At 67.5% G+C, this 15,934-nt stretch carries 15 protein-coding genes; 5 read left to right on the top strand and 10 right to left on the bottom strand.

Translation table 11 applies throughout. The annotated features are described in order from the left end of the window. Positions 1–2: 2 nt before the first annotated feature. Positions 3–677: an ankyrin repeat domain-containing protein gene (locus IPI67_36225; GenBank protein ID MBK7585620.1), complete on the bottom strand. Its 675-nt coding sequence runs from the start codon at positions 675–677 to the stop codon at positions 3–5. Positions 678–913: 236 nt separating this feature from the next. Here IPI67_36225 and IPI67_36220 point away from each other — a divergent pair, with 236 nt between their 5' ends. Continuing rightward, a complete protein-coding gene (locus tag IPI67_36220; GenBank protein ID MBK7585619.1) occupies positions 914–2,338 on the top strand; it encodes a PQQ-dependent sugar dehydrogenase in 1,425 nt (474 codons plus the stop codon). A 51-nt stretch (positions 2,339–2,389) separates the two neighbouring features. Here IPI67_36220 and IPI67_36215 read toward each other — a convergent pair whose 3' ends face one another. From IPI67_36215 to IPI67_36195, 5 genes are all read right to left on the bottom strand, one after another. Beyond that, positions 2,390–3,355 (bottom strand): ferritin-like domain-containing protein, encoded by a 966-nt coding sequence (locus tag IPI67_36215; GenBank protein ID MBK7585618.1) that lies wholly within the window; start codon positions 3,353–3,355, stop codon positions 2,390–2,392. Then, entirely contained in the window at positions 3,352–4,068 is a 717-nt protein-coding gene (locus IPI67_36210; GenBank protein MBK7585617.1) for a TetR/AcrR family transcriptional regulator, read from the bottom strand. Before IPI67_36210 ends, IPI67_36215 begins: the two co-directional genes overlap by 4 nt. Before the next feature lie 204 nt (positions 4,069–4,272). Further along, positions 4,273–5,301, bottom strand: coding sequence for a hypothetical protein (locus tag IPI67_36205; GenBank protein ID MBK7585616.1), 1,029 nt, complete (start codon positions 5,299–5,301; stop codon positions 4,273–4,275). Between the two features lie 92 nt (positions 5,302–5,393). Then, positions 5,394–5,705, bottom strand: coding sequence for a peroxiredoxin family protein (locus IPI67_36200; protein MBK7585615.1), 312 nt, complete (start codon positions 5,703–5,705; stop codon positions 5,394–5,396). A gap of 27 nt (positions 5,706–5,732) precedes the next feature. Continuing rightward, entirely contained in the window at positions 5,733–6,050 is a 318-nt protein-coding gene (locus tag IPI67_36195) for a hypothetical protein (GenBank protein MBK7585614.1), read from the bottom strand. A gap of 122 nt (positions 6,051–6,172) precedes the next feature. Here IPI67_36195 and IPI67_36190 point away from each other — a divergent pair, with 122 nt between their 5' ends. After that, on the top strand, positions 6,173–7,504 hold the full coding sequence (locus IPI67_36190; protein MBK7585613.1) for a GTPase: 1,332 nt from the start codon (positions 6,173–6,175) through the stop codon (positions 7,502–7,504). 18 nt (positions 7,505–7,522) lie between these two features. On the opposite strand, the gene IPI67_36185 is transcribed toward IPI67_36190, so the two are convergent. After that, on the bottom strand, positions 7,523–8,560 hold the full coding sequence (locus tag IPI67_36185) for a hypothetical protein (protein ID MBK7585612.1): 1,038 nt from the start codon (positions 8,558–8,560) through the stop codon (positions 7,523–7,525). 81 nt (positions 8,561–8,641) lie between these two features. Here IPI67_36185 and IPI67_36180 point away from each other — a divergent pair, with 81 nt between their 5' ends. Together IPI67_36180 and IPI67_36175 are read left to right on the top strand one after the other, a co-directional pair. Continuing rightward, positions 8,642–9,532: an aldo/keto reductase gene (locus IPI67_36180; GenBank protein MBK7585611.1), complete on the top strand. Its 891-nt coding sequence runs from the start codon at positions 8,642–8,644 to the stop codon at positions 9,530–9,532. 16 nt (positions 9,533–9,548) lie between these two features. After that, complete coding sequence (locus tag IPI67_36175) at positions 9,549–10,172, top strand: hypothetical protein (GenBank protein ID MBK7585610.1); 624 nt, start codon at positions 9,549–9,551, stop codon at positions 10,170–10,172. A 209-nt stretch (positions 10,173–10,381) separates the two neighbouring features. On the opposite strand, the gene IPI67_36170 is transcribed toward IPI67_36175, so the two are convergent. Both IPI67_36170 and IPI67_36165 read right to left on the bottom strand, forming a co-directional pair. Next, positions 10,382–11,323 (bottom strand): hypothetical protein, encoded by a 942-nt coding sequence (locus tag IPI67_36170; GenBank protein ID MBK7585609.1) that lies wholly within the window; start codon positions 11,321–11,323, stop codon positions 10,382–10,384. A gap of 11 nt (positions 11,324–11,334) precedes the next feature. Beyond that, a complete protein-coding gene (locus tag IPI67_36165; GenBank protein ID MBK7585608.1) occupies positions 11,335–12,702 on the bottom strand; it encodes a sigma 54-dependent Fis family transcriptional regulator in 1,368 nt (455 codons plus the stop codon). A gap of 71 nt (positions 12,703–12,773) precedes the next feature. Here IPI67_36165 and IPI67_36160 point away from each other — a divergent pair, with 71 nt between their 5' ends. Then, a complete protein-coding gene (locus IPI67_36160) occupies positions 12,774–14,399 on the top strand; it encodes a serine/threonine protein kinase (protein ID MBK7585607.1) in 1,626 nt (541 codons plus the stop codon). An 8-nt stretch (positions 14,400–14,407) separates the two neighbouring features. Here IPI67_36160 and IPI67_36155 read toward each other — a convergent pair whose 3' ends face one another. Beyond that, a complete protein-coding gene (locus IPI67_36155; GenBank protein ID MBK7585606.1) occupies positions 14,408–15,856 on the bottom strand; it encodes a M23 family metallopeptidase in 1,449 nt (482 codons plus the stop codon). Between the last annotated feature and the right edge of the window lie 78 nt (positions 15,857–15,934).

Genomic DNA, 15,934 nt, shown 5'->3' with positions numbered 1-15,934 from the left:
ACCTACACGAAGCCCTCGGCGATCACGCGAACGCCGGCGCGCGTAACCTCGTGCCGCTGGCCCGAGCCATCCACCACCCGAGACCAGCTCTCCGTGATCATCACTGGGTCGCTGCCGCAGCGCTCCAGCCAGAAGCTGAAGCCCCCGTACATGCCGGGGACTGGACACCACATTCGCGGCTCGGCGAGCTCGAGCAAGACGTCGAGCGCGGGCAAGCGCAAGGCCTGCTGTTCCACGAGGTCGGCGGCGCGCTCGCGGATGATTGCGTGGAAGTGTGCCTCCAACGTCGCGAGCGCGTCAGCAGGCACTGCGCGGATCAAGGTTGGCTCGAGCGGCCCAACGAGGTGCGCGTGGTGGTGACGTAAAGCGATCTCCAGTGGTCGCTCCCCAGTCCGAGTCCGCAGCGTTCGCCACGCGCCGAGGGCCATCAGTCGCCCGACCACGTCGAGCGGCGCGCCGGCGCGGGCGGCGTGATGGAGCGGCGTGAACCACGCCTGCCCGCCTGGGCGCCACGAGTTCACGAGGTCGGGGCGCGCGTCGAGCTCACGCAACACCCTATCCCAGTCGGATGCCTTCGCGTGGTCCGCGAGCGCGTGGCGCTGTACGGCTTCGTGGGCGGCGAAGCCGTCAGCAGCAGTGACGCTCGACCACTCGGAGCTCTCACGAGGCGTCGTCACTGGAGCACCCTCTCTAGCCCAGGCATCGTCGGCATCACTCCGCTTCGTCAGCCCGCCGAGCATCGCACGAGCGTTTGGGTTGCAGTAGACTGCGCCTCCCGCGCGGCTCGAGCGCAGTTCACCCGTCGAAGGCGAGCCGCCCATCGGCATGTCGCAGTGCGGCACTCCAATGGCACTCCCCGCCGCTTATTGCCGGGTAAGTTGCGGCCCGAAGCGCCCGACGCAATCATTGCCCGATGGTGATGCGAAGGCTGGGTTGGGCTGGCGTGTGCTTGTTCGCCGGAGCGACCGCCTGCGGTCAGTTGCTCGGGTACGATGACGTCGACTTCGCGGGCAGCGGCGGCGCGAGCACAGGCGGAGCCGGCGGCGCCGACGCTTCGACCGGAGGCGGCGGAGCCGGCGCGGGAGGTGCAGCCGGCGCAACTGGCGGAGCCGCGGGCGCGGGTGGCGCAACTGGCGGAGCTGCGGGCGCGGGTGGCGCAACTGGCGGAGCTGCGGGCGCGGGTGGTGCGACCGGCGGAGCCGCGGGCGCGGGTGGCGCGACCGGCGGAACCGGCGGAACCGGCGGTGGAACCGGTGGCGCGACCGGCGGGACCGGGGGCACGACCTGCGCTGCAACGCCGCCTGCGCTCAAGCTGACGAACGTCGGCACGTCGCTGGGCGGGACCGGAGTCTTTCTCACCTCGCCACCGGGCGACAAGAACCGACTCTTCGTCGTGCGGCAGGCGGGTCAGATCTCGATCATCAAGAACGGCACCAACCTGGCCACGCCTTTCCTCGACATCGCGGGCACGATTGCCAGCGGCGGCGAGCGCGGACTCTTGGGGCTCGCGTTCCATCCTCAGTACGCGACGAACGGCCGCTTCTTCGTCTACTACACCCAGAGCGCGAGCCCGACCGGCGACATCGTCATCGCAGAGTACGGCGTGTCGGGAGGCAATCCGGATGTCGCGGCGACGGCGCAGGTCCAGAAGCTCGTGCAGATCGCCCACAGCATCAACAGCAACCACAACGGCGGCATGATCGCGTTCGGCCCCGACGGCTACCTGTACGCCGGCATCGGCGACGGCGGAGGCGGCGGTGATCCTTTCAAAGCAGGACAGGATCTGAACACCAACCTCGGCAAGATCTTGCGCCTCAACCCGGACTCACCGACGACCTCGGTGCCGGGCAATCAGCAAGGGCTCATCTGGGATTTTGGTCTCAGAAATCCTTGGCGCTTCAGCTTCGACAAAACGTTGGGGGATCTCTACATCGGCGATGTGGGCCAAAACGCCTGGGAAGAGATCGACTTCGAGCCGAAGGGCGCGGGCAAGAAGAACTACGGCTGGAGTGTGATGGAAGGCACTCACTGTTACCCCTCCGGCACGTGCACGCCGACCGGGGTGCCGCCAATTCAAGAGTATCCGCACAGCCAGGGCTGCTCGGTAACCGGCGGGTACGTGTACCGTGGCAGCGCGATCCCCTGCCTCCAGGGCTGGTACCTCTACGGCGACTACTGCCAGGGTACGATCTGGGCTCTGAAGGTCGTCGGCGGTGCCGCCCAGGGCAACACGGCGGTCAACATCACCCAGGGCAGCCTGACGTCGTTCGGTGAGGACGACAACGGAGAGCTCTACGTCCTCAGCGGTAATCAGGTCCGACGCATCGACGCGAACTGACAGAGCGCGTCGCGAGGGCGATGGCTCTCTGGTCTTCGCAGAGCCAGACGCTCAGCTGAAGGCGCGGTCGAGAACCGCAATCGCGCGAGTCGCGCCTCGGTGAACGCCTCGGTGCCACGTCGGCACGCTGTCGAGCCCGCCCGGCGGGTGAATGAAGTCGAGTACCTTGGGGCCGAAACCGTCCCGCGGGTTCACCACGGCGCGCATCACCCGCCTACCGTGACGCTCGATCATCTCGCGTAGGACGTCGTCCTGCATCTTGGTCACGCGGGTCGCCATCTTGCGCTGGTCGAAGCCGAGCTTCTCGAAATCGTCACGGAACGAGAACCCGCTGGCCATCAGCAAGAGGATGCATTCGGTGTGAAAGCGGGCGGTCCGCCGCGCCTCCGCGGGGGTCATCTTCTGGATCAGCCGCGGCAGGAACATCACACCCAGCCCCACGTGCCGAGACTCGTCGCGTTCGAAGTACGGCAAGAGCTCCGAGAGAATGGGGCAGATCCCACTCTCGCCGAGGCTGTGGAACAGCACCACCGCGTTCGTCTCGAACAACAGCTGCATGCCGACCAGCTTCGTGGCCAAGGTCGGCGCGGCCAGCACTTTGCGCAGCAAAGTCCGGGGAAGCGCCCCCATTTCGGGGTCCATGCCGAGCTCACGGACGTAGGCGGAGAGCACGCGGAAGTGTCGCGCTTCGTCGAAGACCTGCCCCGTCGCGGCCATCTTTGCGTCGAGGTCCTCGATCTCGAGCGCGATATCCGCAGAGATGTTCCACGCCGCGAGTTCGCCCCACATCAAGACCGTCAACACCCGCGAGAGGCGCGTGCGGACTTCGGCGGACATGCCACTGCCCGGCGCCCCGTGTTTCTCGATCAGCTCGGCGAGCAGCGCGGGCCCGTCCCAGGCGAACTCCCGGGTGAGATCGTAGAGGCGTTCGAGCCGCTTGGTCTTCGTCGTGGCGTCCTCTTCCGCACGCTCGGCGAACATGTCCTTGGGCGGGAAGGCTTTGGCGGAAAACTTCATGGCTCGGTTGCTCCTGGGGCTTCATGCGAGTTCGGACGGGCAAATATTCCGAGTACCTCGAGCAGCGCGGCTTCTTTTGCAATGCGCCGAACGTCCCAAGGGCGGTTCTCTTCGAGGTACGAGAGCACGGTCTTTTCGACCCCGCCGAGGAAGAACCGCGCGACGAACGCGACATCGACCGGTCGAATCACGCCCGCGTCTTTGGCCAGAGTCAGCTCGGCTTCGAAGCGCTCGAGCACCGCGCGATCCACCCGCCGCAGCATTTCGTCGACGACACCGTCGGCGCCGCGCCCTGCGCGCAGCACCAAGCGTGCGGTGTCGGCATTCTCCAGCACCACCGAGAGCACCGTGACGATCCGCCCCTCGATGAAACGGACCGCCTGCTCTTCGGTAGGCTTGAATCCGGGCGGAACGTCGAGCGGGGGACGGTTTTCACACGCCTCGACCACCCGCGCTGCGATGTCTTCGGCGAGGGCCGCCAGGAGATCGCGCTTGTCCTGGAAGTACTGGTACAGCGTGGCGCGGCCGATGCCCGCGCGGCCGCAGACGTCGGCGATGCTGGCGGCGTGGTAGCCCTTCTCGGCGAACGCCGCGAGGGCGCAGTCCAGGATCTGCCGGCGGCGGTCCGGCGCTGCCTTGTAACTGCGCTTTTCATCGGATTTCTGAGGGGATCGGGGCTTACGGCGGGGCCCCCTTCGACTCAGAACTGACATGTCAGTTCTCGGCATGAAGGCTCTAGATGCGCCCGGAACCGCGCTCTGTCAAGCGGGAGGCCACTTCGTCGGGAGCGCGCCTGCCACCCGACCCACGCTTCGCGACCGATGAGGTCGAGACCTGCTTCTTCCAGCTCGCGTGCCCTCGGCGCCCATCCGACGGGAGCGACCAAGCGGGGCGCGCACGCCGACCGGGCCGAGCCGTCAGGGGGGAGGCAGGTTCGTGTCGTAGATCTTGAAGTCGTCGTACACGCCCGCGCCGTAGTCCGCTGCGACACAGCCGAGGTTTCCAACGTACATGTTCAGCGGCGAAGGGACCGCGACACTCGGAACGGCTTTTGTTCCGGTGCCCTTCTGCACTCCGTCCAGGTAGATGTTGACGGTGATCTGCCCGCTGTTCTCCAGCCAGGCCACCGTGATCCGCTTCCACTGGCCGTTCACGAACCCCACGTCGCCCGGCGCGATCTGCACGATCGGCGTGCTCGGCATGCCGAAGCTCAGGAAGTTCTCGGGACTCGCCGTCTTGCTGAGGAGCATGTAACCACTGGTCAGCGCAAAGAGCTTGTGGCTGACGCCGTCAGTCGTGTTGAAATTCGGCTTGAAGAAGAAGTCGATGGTGCCTTTCTGGAGGTCCAGGTTCTGCGGAGCGAGATACTTCACACAGTGAGAGTTGTGGCTCACCTGGAAAGCGCCGGCGCACGGGCCTTCCGTCACGAACGTGCCGACGACGTAGCCCGCCTGCTGGGACTTGATGAACGCTGGGTTCTGAGCAGCGCCCATGTTGTCGAGGGTCGTGTGCAAGAGGAGGTTGCTCTGCACTGCCGGCGGGACGCCGCAGCCAGCGACGGTGCCGCCCGTGCCGCCCGTGCTTCCGCCAGAGCCGCCGTTACCCGCGGTGCCGCCGCCGCCACCGCTGCTTCCGGCTGCGCCGCCGGTGTTCCCGCCGCCGCCGCCAGTGTTCCCGCCGCCGCCGCCAGTGTTTCCGCCGCCGCCGCCAGTGTTTCCGCCGCCGCCCCCCGCCGCGCCGCCCGTGGCCCCGGTTCCCGCCGCCCCGCCGCCAGAAGGAGCCCCGCCACCTCCGCCGCTGGTTGCCCCGCCCGAGCCGCTGGCTCCCCCGGTACCGCTCGTTCCACCAGTGCCACTCGCGCCTCCCGAACCGGAGCTCGCGAACTCCTCTCCGCCGCAGGACAAGAGAAGCACGCAGCCGCCCAAGCTGACCCACCACTTGCGCATCGAGCAAGCGTAGCACGGCGGGCCGGCGCCGAGCGCAACGGGGAGAGGCGGACGACGCCTCGCGCCCGCCCCAGGTTGAACCACTCTTCGCCCTAGCGTTTGTTCTTCGCGCGCTCGACCGCAGCCAGGATGTCCGCCACCGGCGGCCGTTCCTTGTACGTCTCGAGAAACGCACGGTAGACCACGGTCCCGTCCGGTCCGAGCACGTAGACGGCGGGCCAGGAGACTTCGTTACCCGGGTCGTCGAGGCCGAAAGCCCCAATGATCTTGCGCTCCGGATCCGAGACCAGAGTCAGCGAGAGCTTCTCGCGCCCGGCCAGCTCCTTGCTGGTTTCGACGGGATCCGCACTGAGCGCTACCAGCTCCGCGCCGCGCTTTTCGAACTCACCGCGTTGACTCTGCAACTCCCCGAGCTGCCGGCGACAGTAGGGTCACCAGTGCCCTCGGTAGAAGACGAGCGCCGTCACCTTCGAGGCGCGGCTCCACGAGCCCGACGTCGAGGCAAGCCCCTCGAGCGCCGGCGCGGGCTTGCCCACGGCCAGCGCACTCTCGGCGATGCCCTTGGGTGGCGAGTCCCGGCGCGCCTCGGGCGGAAACCGCAGCTTTCCCTCCGCGCTCGGCCTCGGCGTCGCGGTGGTCGCGGAGCCGGCGCCAGGCGCCACTCGCTGCTTGGACTCACAGCCAAGAACCGCCAGCGCGCCCAGCCCGAACATTCCGAGCAGCCGCGCACGCTGTAGCAGGATCGGCATCGCTCAACCGACTAACCCGTGCCGGCCCCACACGCAACTGACCGCAAATTGGCACAGGGACGGTAAAGACTGCGCCGCTCCGGGACTTCTGCCGCCAAAACAATTCTGCGAGAGTGGGTCGTATGCCGGAACGGACGAAGCTCCTGATCCTGGGTGCCGCGGGACGAGACTTTCACGACTTCAACGTCGCATTTCGCGCCGATCCCAGTGTTCAGGTGGTGGCGTTCACCGCCACGCAGATCCCGAACATCGAGGGGCGCCGGTACCCGCCGAGCCTCGCCGGCCCGCTCTACCCCGAGGGGATCCCAATCTACCCCGAGGCGGAGCTCGAACGCCTGATCGAAGCCCACGACATCGACGACGTAGTCTTTTCGTACAGCGATGTCGAGCACGGAACGGTGATGCACCACGCCTGTCGTGCGCAGGCGGCGGGCGCAGGGTTTCGCTTGCTCGGTCCCAAGGCGACCATGCTCGCCTCCACGAAGCCGGTGCTCAGTGTGTGCGCCGTGCGAACAGGCGTGGGGAAGAGCCCGACCACCCGCCACATCGCCAACTTGCTGCGCGACGCCGGCTCCAGAGTGGCCATCGTGCGCCACCCGATGCCGTACGGTGACCTTGCCGCTCAGGCGGTGCAGCGCTTCGCGACCCTCGAAGATCTCAGCGCTCAGCACTGCACCATCGAAGAGATGGAGGAGTACGAACCTCACATCAATCAGCGGCATGTGGTCTTTGCGGGGGTCGACTACGAACGAATCTTACGCGCGGCCGAGCAAGAGGCGGACGTGGTCTTGTGGGACGGAGGCAACAACGACTTTCCCTTCTATGCATCGGACTTCGAGGTCGTGCTGCTCGACCCTCACCGACCGGGGGACGAAGCTCGTTTCTACCCGGGCGAGACGAACCTGCGACGGGCCGACGTGCTCGTGCTCAGCAAGGTCGGCACTGCGGACCCGGCGATGGTGGACGAGGTGCGGATTGCGGCGCGATTGACCAACCCCACCGCCACCGTGGTCGAGGGGGACTTGGCGATCGAGGTCGACCGACCGGAGCTGCTCCGCGCCGCGCGTGCCTTGGTAATTGAAGATGGCCCGACCACGACCCATGGGGGCATGCCCTACGGCGCGGGTTGGGTCGCCGCGCGCGCCCACGGCGCGACGCTCACCGATCCCAGACCCTTCGCCCAGGGCACGCTCCGCGAGACCTTCGCGAAGTACCCGCACCTGACCCAGGTGCTTCCGGCCATGGGCTACGGCGACGCCCAGATCCACGAGCTCGAAGCCACCATTGCTCGCTGCGACTGCGACGTGGTGGTCATCGCAACGCCGGTCGATTTGCGTCGTCTGATGACGATAGGCAAGCCGACCGTGCGCGTGACCTACTCCTATACGGACCGGACCGACCCGACGCTGAGTGAGGCGCTGCAGCCGTTCGTCAAGAAGCTCGCGCGGGGTTGAGCGGGCGGCGCGGGTAGCTCACGGCGCTGCGAGCAGGAACGCCTTCACCGCCGGACCGGCAAACGCCGGGACCGTGTGGCCGCCATCGAACGCACACCAGACCACGGGCAGCTTGCAGCCGTCGTAGGTCACGCAGGCCGGCTCGGCAGCGTACGGCTTGCTGGTGGCGCTGCAGCCGTTCTGTTTCAGGAAATAGTCGCGCGTCTTCGCGCCGTCGGCGGGCGGGACCGTCGGGTCCTGGTTTCCATGGGTGATCATCGCTGGCAAGCTGGCGGTGCAGCTGGCGCCAAACCAGGGGCCGGAACCTCCGGTGGGCGCCACGGCCGCGAGCTTGGCGGCACGCCAGCAGGTCAGGTTGTTGGTGAACATCGCGCCGTGGGAAAAGCCCGTCGCGTAGACGCGTGCCACGTCCACGCAGTGGCTGGCGCTGAGACTGTCGAGCAATGCGTCGAAGAACTCGACGTCGCCCTCGCCTTCCTTCATCTTCCAGCCGGTCGCCTTGTTGGTCGCGGTCGGGTACACGAAGATCGCGTCCTTGGCGCCGCCTGGTTCCAACTTCAAGTAGTTGCGCGCGCCCTTGCCGTCGGCGTTCAGCCCGTGGAATCCGAAGATGAGCGGCCAGCCCTTGCTCGACACGTAGTCGGCCGGCACGCTGAGCACGTAGCTGCGCGAGACGCCGGACACGCTGATCGTGGCGCTGTCATTCACCCCCACGAACGCGCCGCTCTTGCCGCACCCCGCCGTCGCAGAGCCGCCGCCCGTGCCAGCGCCACCGCCGGACCCAGCGCTGCCGCCAGCACCCGCGATACCGCCGCTGCCCCCACCGGATCCCGCGGAGCCCCCGCTCGCGCCGCCGCCGCCGCTCGGGCTCCCCGCACTGCCGCTGCTCCCGCCGCTGCTCACCGAGGTGCCGCCGGTGCCGCCAGAACCACCGCCGCCTCCCCCGCTCGTGACTCCGCCGGTCCCGCCCGTCTTGCCGGATTCATCGCTGCTTCCATCCGAACAACCCAGCGAGCCCAGACACGACAAGAGGAGAGGGAGCCAATCACTGCGCATGCCGTCGAGAATCGCACGCTGAGGTTGCCTTCGCCAGCGCGCGGCGCGCGAGTGCGCTATCGCGTGCTAACTTCTCGCGCCATGACCGCTTCACTGTGGGACGCAACGACCTTCGGTCGTTCGGGGCTCAGCGTGAGCCGCCTGGCCGTGGGTTCGAGTTACGGGGTGGGTGGCGCCGACCTGGAACGCGCGCGCGAGCGCGGCATCAATTTCTTCTTCTGGGGCCTGCGGCGGACCGACGCCTTCGCCGACGGCCTCCACCGTGTGTGCCGCACGCGCCGCGAGGAGCTGTGCGTCGCAGTTCAGACGTACTCGCGATCGGCGCTGCTGATTCGCCCGAGCGTCGAGCTGGCGCTGCGCAAGCTGAAGCTCGACTACGTCGACCTCTTGACCTTGAGCTGGTGGAGCGACATGCCACCGGACCGTATCGTCGATGCGGCGCTCACCCTCCGGGAGCGGGGCAAGGTCCGGCAGATCATGATCTCGTGTCACCACCGTCCGAGCTTCGCTCGCATGATCGACGACTCGCGCTTCGACGCCATCATGCTGCGCTACAACGCGGCTCATCCCGGCGCCGAGCGCGAGGTGTTTCCGCATCTCCAGACCGAGGCGGGCGCGAGGCCGGGGGTGCTGGCCTTCACCGCAACGCGCTGGGGATCGCTACTCCGCGCCGAGTACTGCCCAAAGGACGAGCGCACGCCGACTGCGACCGACTGCTACCGATTCGTGCTCTCGAATCCCGCGGTGGACGTCGCCATGTGTGGCCCCAAGAACGGCGCCGAGCTCGACGACGCAATGAAGGCACTGGAGCTCGGTCGCATGTCCGAGGAAGAGCTCGGGTGGATGCGGCGGGTCGGGGAGACCGTGCATCAACTTCGACCTGGCCAGGGGCCCGTCTCGAAGCTGGACAAGCTGAGCGCCTTCTTCGCCGGGCGAGCGCGCGACGAAGACCGACCCACGGCAGGCCGGTGATACTCTGTCGCCCTCGATGCGTCTTGCCTGGTTGACCCTCCCCGCGTGCCTCGTGGGCGCGTGTTTGTACGACGTTGCAGAGGTCGACTCGGGCGCAACGGACGCGGGCAACGGCGGCGACGCCAGTACCAACGACGTCGGCGGTGAAGGCTGGCTGGGGGGAGCGGGCGGCGCCGACGCCGAGGGGGACACGTGGGTCGAAGCCGCTCCTGACGCCGGCGCTGACGTCGCCGACGCACCCGTCGACGGCGCGAGCGACGCGAGTGACGCCAAACCGGACTCCGGCGTCACCTGGAGCTCCTGCAAGGCGCTCGGATACGCTGGCTCCTGTTTCAAGGACAACACCCTCTTGTATTTCGAGACGCCGAGCTGCGGTGGCGGCTCCAGCAAGTGCTACGTGAACAACTGCGGTCTCAAGGCTGGCAAGTGCAAGGACTTTGGCGCCGGCACCTGCGGCGGATTTGGTTGCGAGATCCTCTTGGACAACAACCAGGTCGAGCACTGCTTCGAGTGGACGACCGCAAAATGCCGCGACAACACCCTGATCATGGCCGATCCCAGCGATCCGACCAACTGCCTGTACCGAAGCTGCGGCACGAAGTCCTGCTCCACCGACGGCGGCGTGCCGGACTGTTTCTAGTCTCGAGTTGAGCGGTCTTGCGACGCTCAGAGCGCTCGGGTCGAGCCTAGAACACCGATCAGCTTGCTCTGCTCGTGTTCTAGGACCTTTACGTTGGGGCTGCGCCCCAAACCCCCGGCCTTCGGCCGTGCGCGCTCCGCGCGCGAGCGCCGAACACCTTGCAAGTCGCTGAAAACAAACGACGTTCAACCTGTTCGGCGCCCTAGTGGTCACCAGTGTCGAGCGACCAAGCGCGCACCCGTCGGCGCAATCTCGAGCGACCAGCGCGCGCTCTCGGACGTCGGCTCGGAGGGCCTCGGCGACACCAGGAGAACAGCAACGCCGGCACCTACCAGCGCGCCGCCGCCGAACAACGTGACGCTGCTCCACGTGCGGTACCCGAGGGCGCGATCGTGAGCGCCGGCGTCCGTGCGGCCAGAGGCCTCGAACTCGTCGCGCGCAGACAAACCTCGGTTCAACAGGACTGCGCCAGTCCCCATGGACAGCGCACCCGCCGAAAGCAGAAGCCAACCCCAAGGACCGCTACCTGCCCTGCCTTCGTCCGCGGAAGTGCGGTGTTCCCGCAGCGGTTGCTCGTGCTCTACCGGGTGGGGGGCGTCGCGAACGACGGCCTCCGCTCCACCGAGCCCGAGAGTCTGCTCTCGCCCCGCGCTCACCCGCACCTGATGCGTCTGGCGCTTGCCGCTGGCCCACCGGACATGGACCGGATACTCCCCGGGCGTCAGGTGCAACCGCCGCGGTGCCGGTGCGTCCTCGAGCGACCCCACACTGACGCGGGCCTTCGGCGGGCCGTCAATCACCAGGACACCGAGCCTGGGGCTCAGGGCCGCGAGCCGCTTCTGTGCATCGGCAAGCCGTGCATCGACCAGCTCTCCGCTCCGAAGCGCACGCTCGAACGCATCGGCAGCTCGCGGTTCGTCCCCCGCTTTTTCCCAGGCTCTTGCCGCGTTGTAGGCCGCGCCTCCGTTGGGCGATCTTTCGTCGGCGGCCTCGAACGCCAGCGCAGCAGCTCGATACTCGCCGCGGCTGAAGGCTGCTTCTGCGGCACGGAAGATCTCTCTGGCTGCCGCCTTTTCGTCGTCCGCCCAGGCCGGCGCCGCCAGCGAGTGTGCGACGCAACCGGCAAACAGTGCGACAAGGCGGCGACGCATGCAGAGAGACTCTATCGCATCGTACGCGCCTTGATGATCTGGAAATAGCGCCGTGCGACGCCCGACGCCGCCGCCGCCTGGGCGACGTTGCCATCGTGGAGCTCGAGCAAGCGCGAGATGTAGCGTTCTTCGAACAGAGCGAGGACTTTGTCGCGGGCGCTCGGGAACGGGAGGTTCTCGGCCAGCACCGCCGCGATGAGATCAGCGGCTGGCACTTGCCCCGCAGGCGGACGCCCGGATGGATTCCCCTGTTCGCCGAGAGTGCCGAGTGCCGAGAGCCGCGCCACGACGTTGCCCAGCTCCCGGACGTTTCCCGGCCACGCGTAGTCATCGAGTCTCGGCAACACCTCGTCCGGGAACGGTCGCCCGGCGCGCAGCTGGCCCCAGAAGTGCCGCGCCAGGAGCGCAACGTCGCCGTGTCGCTCGCGCAGCGGGGGCAGCTCGACGCGCGCCACCGCCAGCCGATAAAAGAGGTCGTCACGAAATCGTTCGGCTTGTACCTCGCGGTCCAGGTCGCGACGGGTAGCCGCCAGCACGCGCACATCGACCCGGATCGGCCGCGAGCCACCCACGCGGCGCACTTCCGCACGCTGGAGCACCCGGAGCAACTTCGGCTGCAGCGCGAGTGGCAGGTCCCCAATCTCGTCGATCAGCAGCGTGCCTCCATCGGCCTCCTCGAACACCCCGCGATGCGTCGCATATGCCCCGGTGAACGCACCCTTCTCGTGTCCAAACAGCGCCGACTCCACCAGGTTCGGTGCCACGGCAGTGCAGTCGAACACGACGAAGGGTTTTTGCGCGCGGGGCCCGCGCTCGTGAAGCGACTCCGCGAGTACCTCTTTGCCGGTGCCGGTCTCTCCCTCGATCACCACCGTGACGTCGGAGAGCGCGAGCCTCTCGCACAACGGATACATGCGACGCATCGATGCGCTCGCGCCGATCAAGCGACCGAAGCGGTCGCTGCTCGGAAGTGGGCTCGACGCTCGGCCTGCCACAGCTTCCACCCTCAACGCCGTCTGTCCAATGCGAACGATCTCGCCGCCCCGTAGGTAACCATCGAGCAGCCTCACGCCGTCGACGAACGTGCCATTGGTGGAGCCCAGATCCGAGATTCGGAGTCGCCGCCCCTCCAGCGTGAGTCGCAGGTGACGGCGCGAGGCGAGGTGATCGGCGAGCCTGAGTGCGCACGTCTGGCTGGTCCCGACGAGCATCGGCGCCGGCTCGTGCCCATCAACCCTCACACGCGCGCCTACAGCCTCACCTTCGATCACCTCGAGCACGTACGCGGCCAGCGGGTCGACCTCCGGTGCCGTCTCGAGCGCCGTGGTGCGCAGCTCCTCGCCGAGCTCGTGGTCGTGCGATTCGTGGTCTCGGCCCATGGCGTGACGCGCAAGAAAGAGCCTAACACAGGCCTTCCTGCCGACCTCGCGGAGCATGATACGCTCCAGCCGTGAACGCTTCCGGCGATCACACGGCGAGCTTCCCGAAGACCGTGGGTCGCTACGAAATATTGCTCCCCATCGCCAGTGGTGGGATGGCGACGGTGTACCTGGCCCGCGCCCGCGGCGACCAGGGTTTTACGCGCGACGTCGCCCTCAAGCTGGTGCACGAACACCTGCGGCGTGAGCCCGCTTTCTTGCGCGACGTGATCGAGGAAGCCAAGATCGCAGCCAAAATTCGGCATCCTCACGTGGTGCCGGTGCTCGACGTCGGAGAGGACCGGTCCGGCGCGTACCTCGTGATGGAGTACATCGAGGGAGCCAGTCTCAGCGGTCTGTATCGCGCGGCAGCCAGCGCCGGCACGCGTCTGTCGCCGGGGGTGACGCTCCGCATCTTGCTCGACGCTCTGTCGGGGCTGCATGCCGCCCACGAGCTCGGTGACGGCCGTGGCGGATCGCTTGGGGTCGTGCATCGGGATTTTTCTCCCCAGAACATCCTGATCGGCAGCGACGGGATCGCGCGATTGACGGACTTCGGAATTGCCAAGGCAAGGTCGCGAATCAGCCACACCAAGACCGGCGTCACGAAGGGCAAGCTTGCTTACATGTCGCCGGAGCAAGCCCGTGGAAAGCCACTCGATCGACGCACGGATGTCTGGGCGGCGGGGGTGATTGCGTGGGAAGCGATCGCGCGGCGGCGCCTGTTCAAGGGGAACGAGGCCGACATCGTCCTGGATGTGGGGCACAAACCCATCCCCGACCTCGGCCAGATCGACCCGGAAGTGCCGCCGGAGCTCGCTCAGGCTGTTGCGGGCGCGCTCTCGCGCGACCTGAAGCAGCGCACGCCGACCGCCCAAGCGCTTCGCGACGCGCTGGCGAGCGGGGCTCGAGGTGAGTGGCGAGCCGCTGACACCGAGGAGGTGGCGAGCACGGTCGAGCGGCTGCTGGGTGCCGAGCTCGCAGAACGACGCAGTCGGAGCGCTCGCGAGCTAACTCGGGAGCTGACGACGATTCAGCCGCAAGAGCCGACGCTGCCGGACGCGGTTCCCGCTGCGAGCCAGCTCGAATCGGCGACGCTGCGCACTGCGCAAGCGACGGAGCCCAACGTCCCGAGCGGCGACCGGGCCGCTGCCAGCCAGCCGAGGCCCCGAAACTGGGGCATCGCGCTCGCGCTCCTCGGAACGCTGCTGGTCGGGATCGGGACGGGCATCGCCTTCCAGAAGCAGAGCGGCGCGGAGCGTCAGGAGCGCGCCGAACCGCGTCCGCGCTACAGCGCGACACCTGCCTCGGCAGCAGCGGCACCGGCGGCAGAGCCGAGCACTTCGCTGGCAGCGTCGAACGGGCCGACTCCGCCCGAAGCGTCCGCCGCTGAGGACGCTGCTGCCTCGTCGTTGGCGCTCACTGCCTTGATCATCGAGAGCAATCTGCCGCTTGCCACGCTCCAGATCGACGGCGCCGCGATGCCGCTCGAACGCGGCACCAAACGGGTCGAGCTCGCGGTCTCGACCGGGCCTCACGACGTCGAGGCCTCGACTACGAGCGGACGCCGGTTGCGAATGAAGTCCACTTCGGGCCGACTCATGCTCCAGTTTCCACCGCTTCCGACCTCGCGTCCCTTGGTCGAGAACCCGTACTGAGCGGGGCATCAGAAGTGATTCGCCAGGATGAACTGGGCGGGGGACAAGTAACCGTTCTTGTGAACCTGCGACCCACAGCCGTCTCCCTTCGAGGTGTAGCTGAAGGGTTCATTGGACAGGTTCGAGTAACCGGTGGGACCGTTACTGGAGTCGTAGCCGCAGAGCCCCCCGCTGCCGGCGAGAGCCTGATCGCATAGCGCTTCGGTCACGATCACGTAGTGCAGGTGCGAGTTCTCCGTGCCGTAGAAATAGACCCAGTCCATCACCTCCGCGATCTTCTGCCCGCGCTTGATGCTCTGGCCTTTGGACACCACCGGCGGCCACAAGTGGCCGTAGAACGAGCAGACCTTCTGTCCGTTGCCGAGGTCGTGTTTGATCATCACCGTGTTCTTGTAACTCGACGAGTTGCTCCCGGCGTAGACCACGACGCCATCTGCCACCGAATACACCGGCGCGTTCGCGCTGGCTCCGTTCGGGTTGAAGATGTCCTCCGCCAAGTGTCCGCCGACGAACGGCGGCGAATACAGGTAATTGCCGAGAACTTGTGACACCTGCCAGCCGCCGGCCGGATAGGTGGTCTTGTCGCCGACCGGATATCCGAAGCCCAGCTTGCCGCCTTGACCGACGGGGTTCGTGGCCACGCAGTTGTAGCCGATGGTTCCGTCTTCCCACTTGCACGCGCGGTTGGTGTCGGCGCAGTCCACGACCTGCTTGGTGCCGCCCTCGCACCAGCTCAGAACCGAGCCGTCGCACTTGCCCTTGTCGTCCAGCGTCCCGCAGCCCGACGCCGGAGTCAGGCAGTTGTAACCGACGGAGGAGTCCTGGTACCCGCAGGTCTTACCCTTCGCTGCGCAGTCGGCGGTCTGCACAGCGCCGTCTTCGCACCACGAGAGCACGCTGCCTTTGCATTTGCCGGCGTAGCTCAGCGAGCCGCACCCCGCGCCGCCGCCGCCGGTCGCTCCACCAACACCCGCGCTGCCGCCGCCACTGGTGCCACCCGCACCATTGGTGCCACCGGCGCCGCCACCGCCGGCGTCGGGTTTTGGTTTGCTTGCGCCGGCGTCGCTCGTTGGTTTGCCGCTCGACCCGCCGGCGCCGGCCGCGCCCCCGCTCACCCCAGCGTCACTCGTCGAGCCCCCGCTAGCCCAGTTCGAGCCTCCGCTGCCGACGGCGACGCCCGCCTTTCCTCCACTGGAAGCGCTGGCGCTACCGCCACTGCCCTCGGGTTCGGGTGTTTCGCCGGCGGTTCCGGTTTCGTTGGCGCAGCCAACGATGCAGGCGGCGGACAGGATGCAACGAGCGACGAGCAGCGTGTTCGGGTTCATGCAGAGCGGCACTGCAAACCCAAGACCAGCGCCCTCGCCAGCCAAATTCCGCGCAGATCCGCCGATACGCGCGCGGTCGAGCTGCAACCGGGTGATCGGTGTGATCACCCGCATGGTGATCAAGTCGATCACCCTCGTGAGACCTCCGCCGCCGAGGTCCGCGCCTGCGCGGCATTTCGAGCATCTGTCGCGCTGCGGCCAGCCGGCACA

It is taken from the genome of Myxococcales bacterium (assembly GCA_016706225.1).
Taxonomy (GTDB): domain Bacteria; phylum Myxococcota_A; class Polyangia; order Polyangiales; family Polyangiaceae; genus JADJKB01.
Note: the sequence above shows the minus strand (reverse complement) of the source record. Positions and strands in the feature narration are given on the sequence as shown.

Excerpts from the sequence above, each read along its gene's own strand:
- IPI67_36220 (MBK7585619.1), top strand. The coding sequence starts at position 914 with ATGGTGATGCGAAGGCTGGGTTGGGCTGGCGTGTGCTTGTTCGCCGGA.
- IPI67_36215 (MBK7585618.1), bottom strand. The coding sequence starts at position 3,355 with ATGAAGTTTTCCGCCAAAGCCTTCCCGCCCAAGGACATGTTCGCCGAG.
- IPI67_36210 (MBK7585617.1), bottom strand. The coding sequence starts at position 4,068 with ATGTCAGTTCTGAGTCGAAGGGGGCCCCGCCGTAAGCCCCGATCCCCT.
- IPI67_36205 (MBK7585616.1), bottom strand. The coding sequence starts at position 5,301 with ATGCGCAAGTGGTGGGTCAGCTTGGGCGGCTGCGTGCTTCTCTTGTCC.
- IPI67_36195 (MBK7585614.1), bottom strand. The coding sequence starts at position 6,050 with ATGCCGATCCTGCTACAGCGTGCGCGGCTGCTCGGAATGTTCGGGCTG.
- IPI67_36190 (MBK7585613.1), top strand. The coding sequence starts at position 6,173 with ATGCCGGAACGGACGAAGCTCCTGATCCTGGGTGCCGCGGGACGAGAC.
- IPI67_36185 (MBK7585612.1), bottom strand. The coding sequence starts at position 8,560 with ATGCGCAGTGATTGGCTCCCTCTCCTCTTGTCGTGTCTGGGCTCGCTG.
- IPI67_36180 (MBK7585611.1), top strand. The coding sequence starts at position 8,642 with ATGACCGCTTCACTGTGGGACGCAACGACCTTCGGTCGTTCGGGGCTC.
- IPI67_36175 (MBK7585610.1), top strand. The coding sequence starts at position 9,549 with ATGCGTCTTGCCTGGTTGACCCTCCCCGCGTGCCTCGTGGGCGCGTGT.
- IPI67_36170 (MBK7585609.1), bottom strand. The coding sequence starts at position 11,323 with ATGCGTCGCCGCCTTGTCGCACTGTTTGCCGGTTGCGTCGCACACTCG.
- IPI67_36165 (MBK7585608.1), bottom strand. The coding sequence starts at position 12,702 with ATGGGCCGAGACCACGAATCGCACGACCACGAGCTCGGCGAGGAGCTG.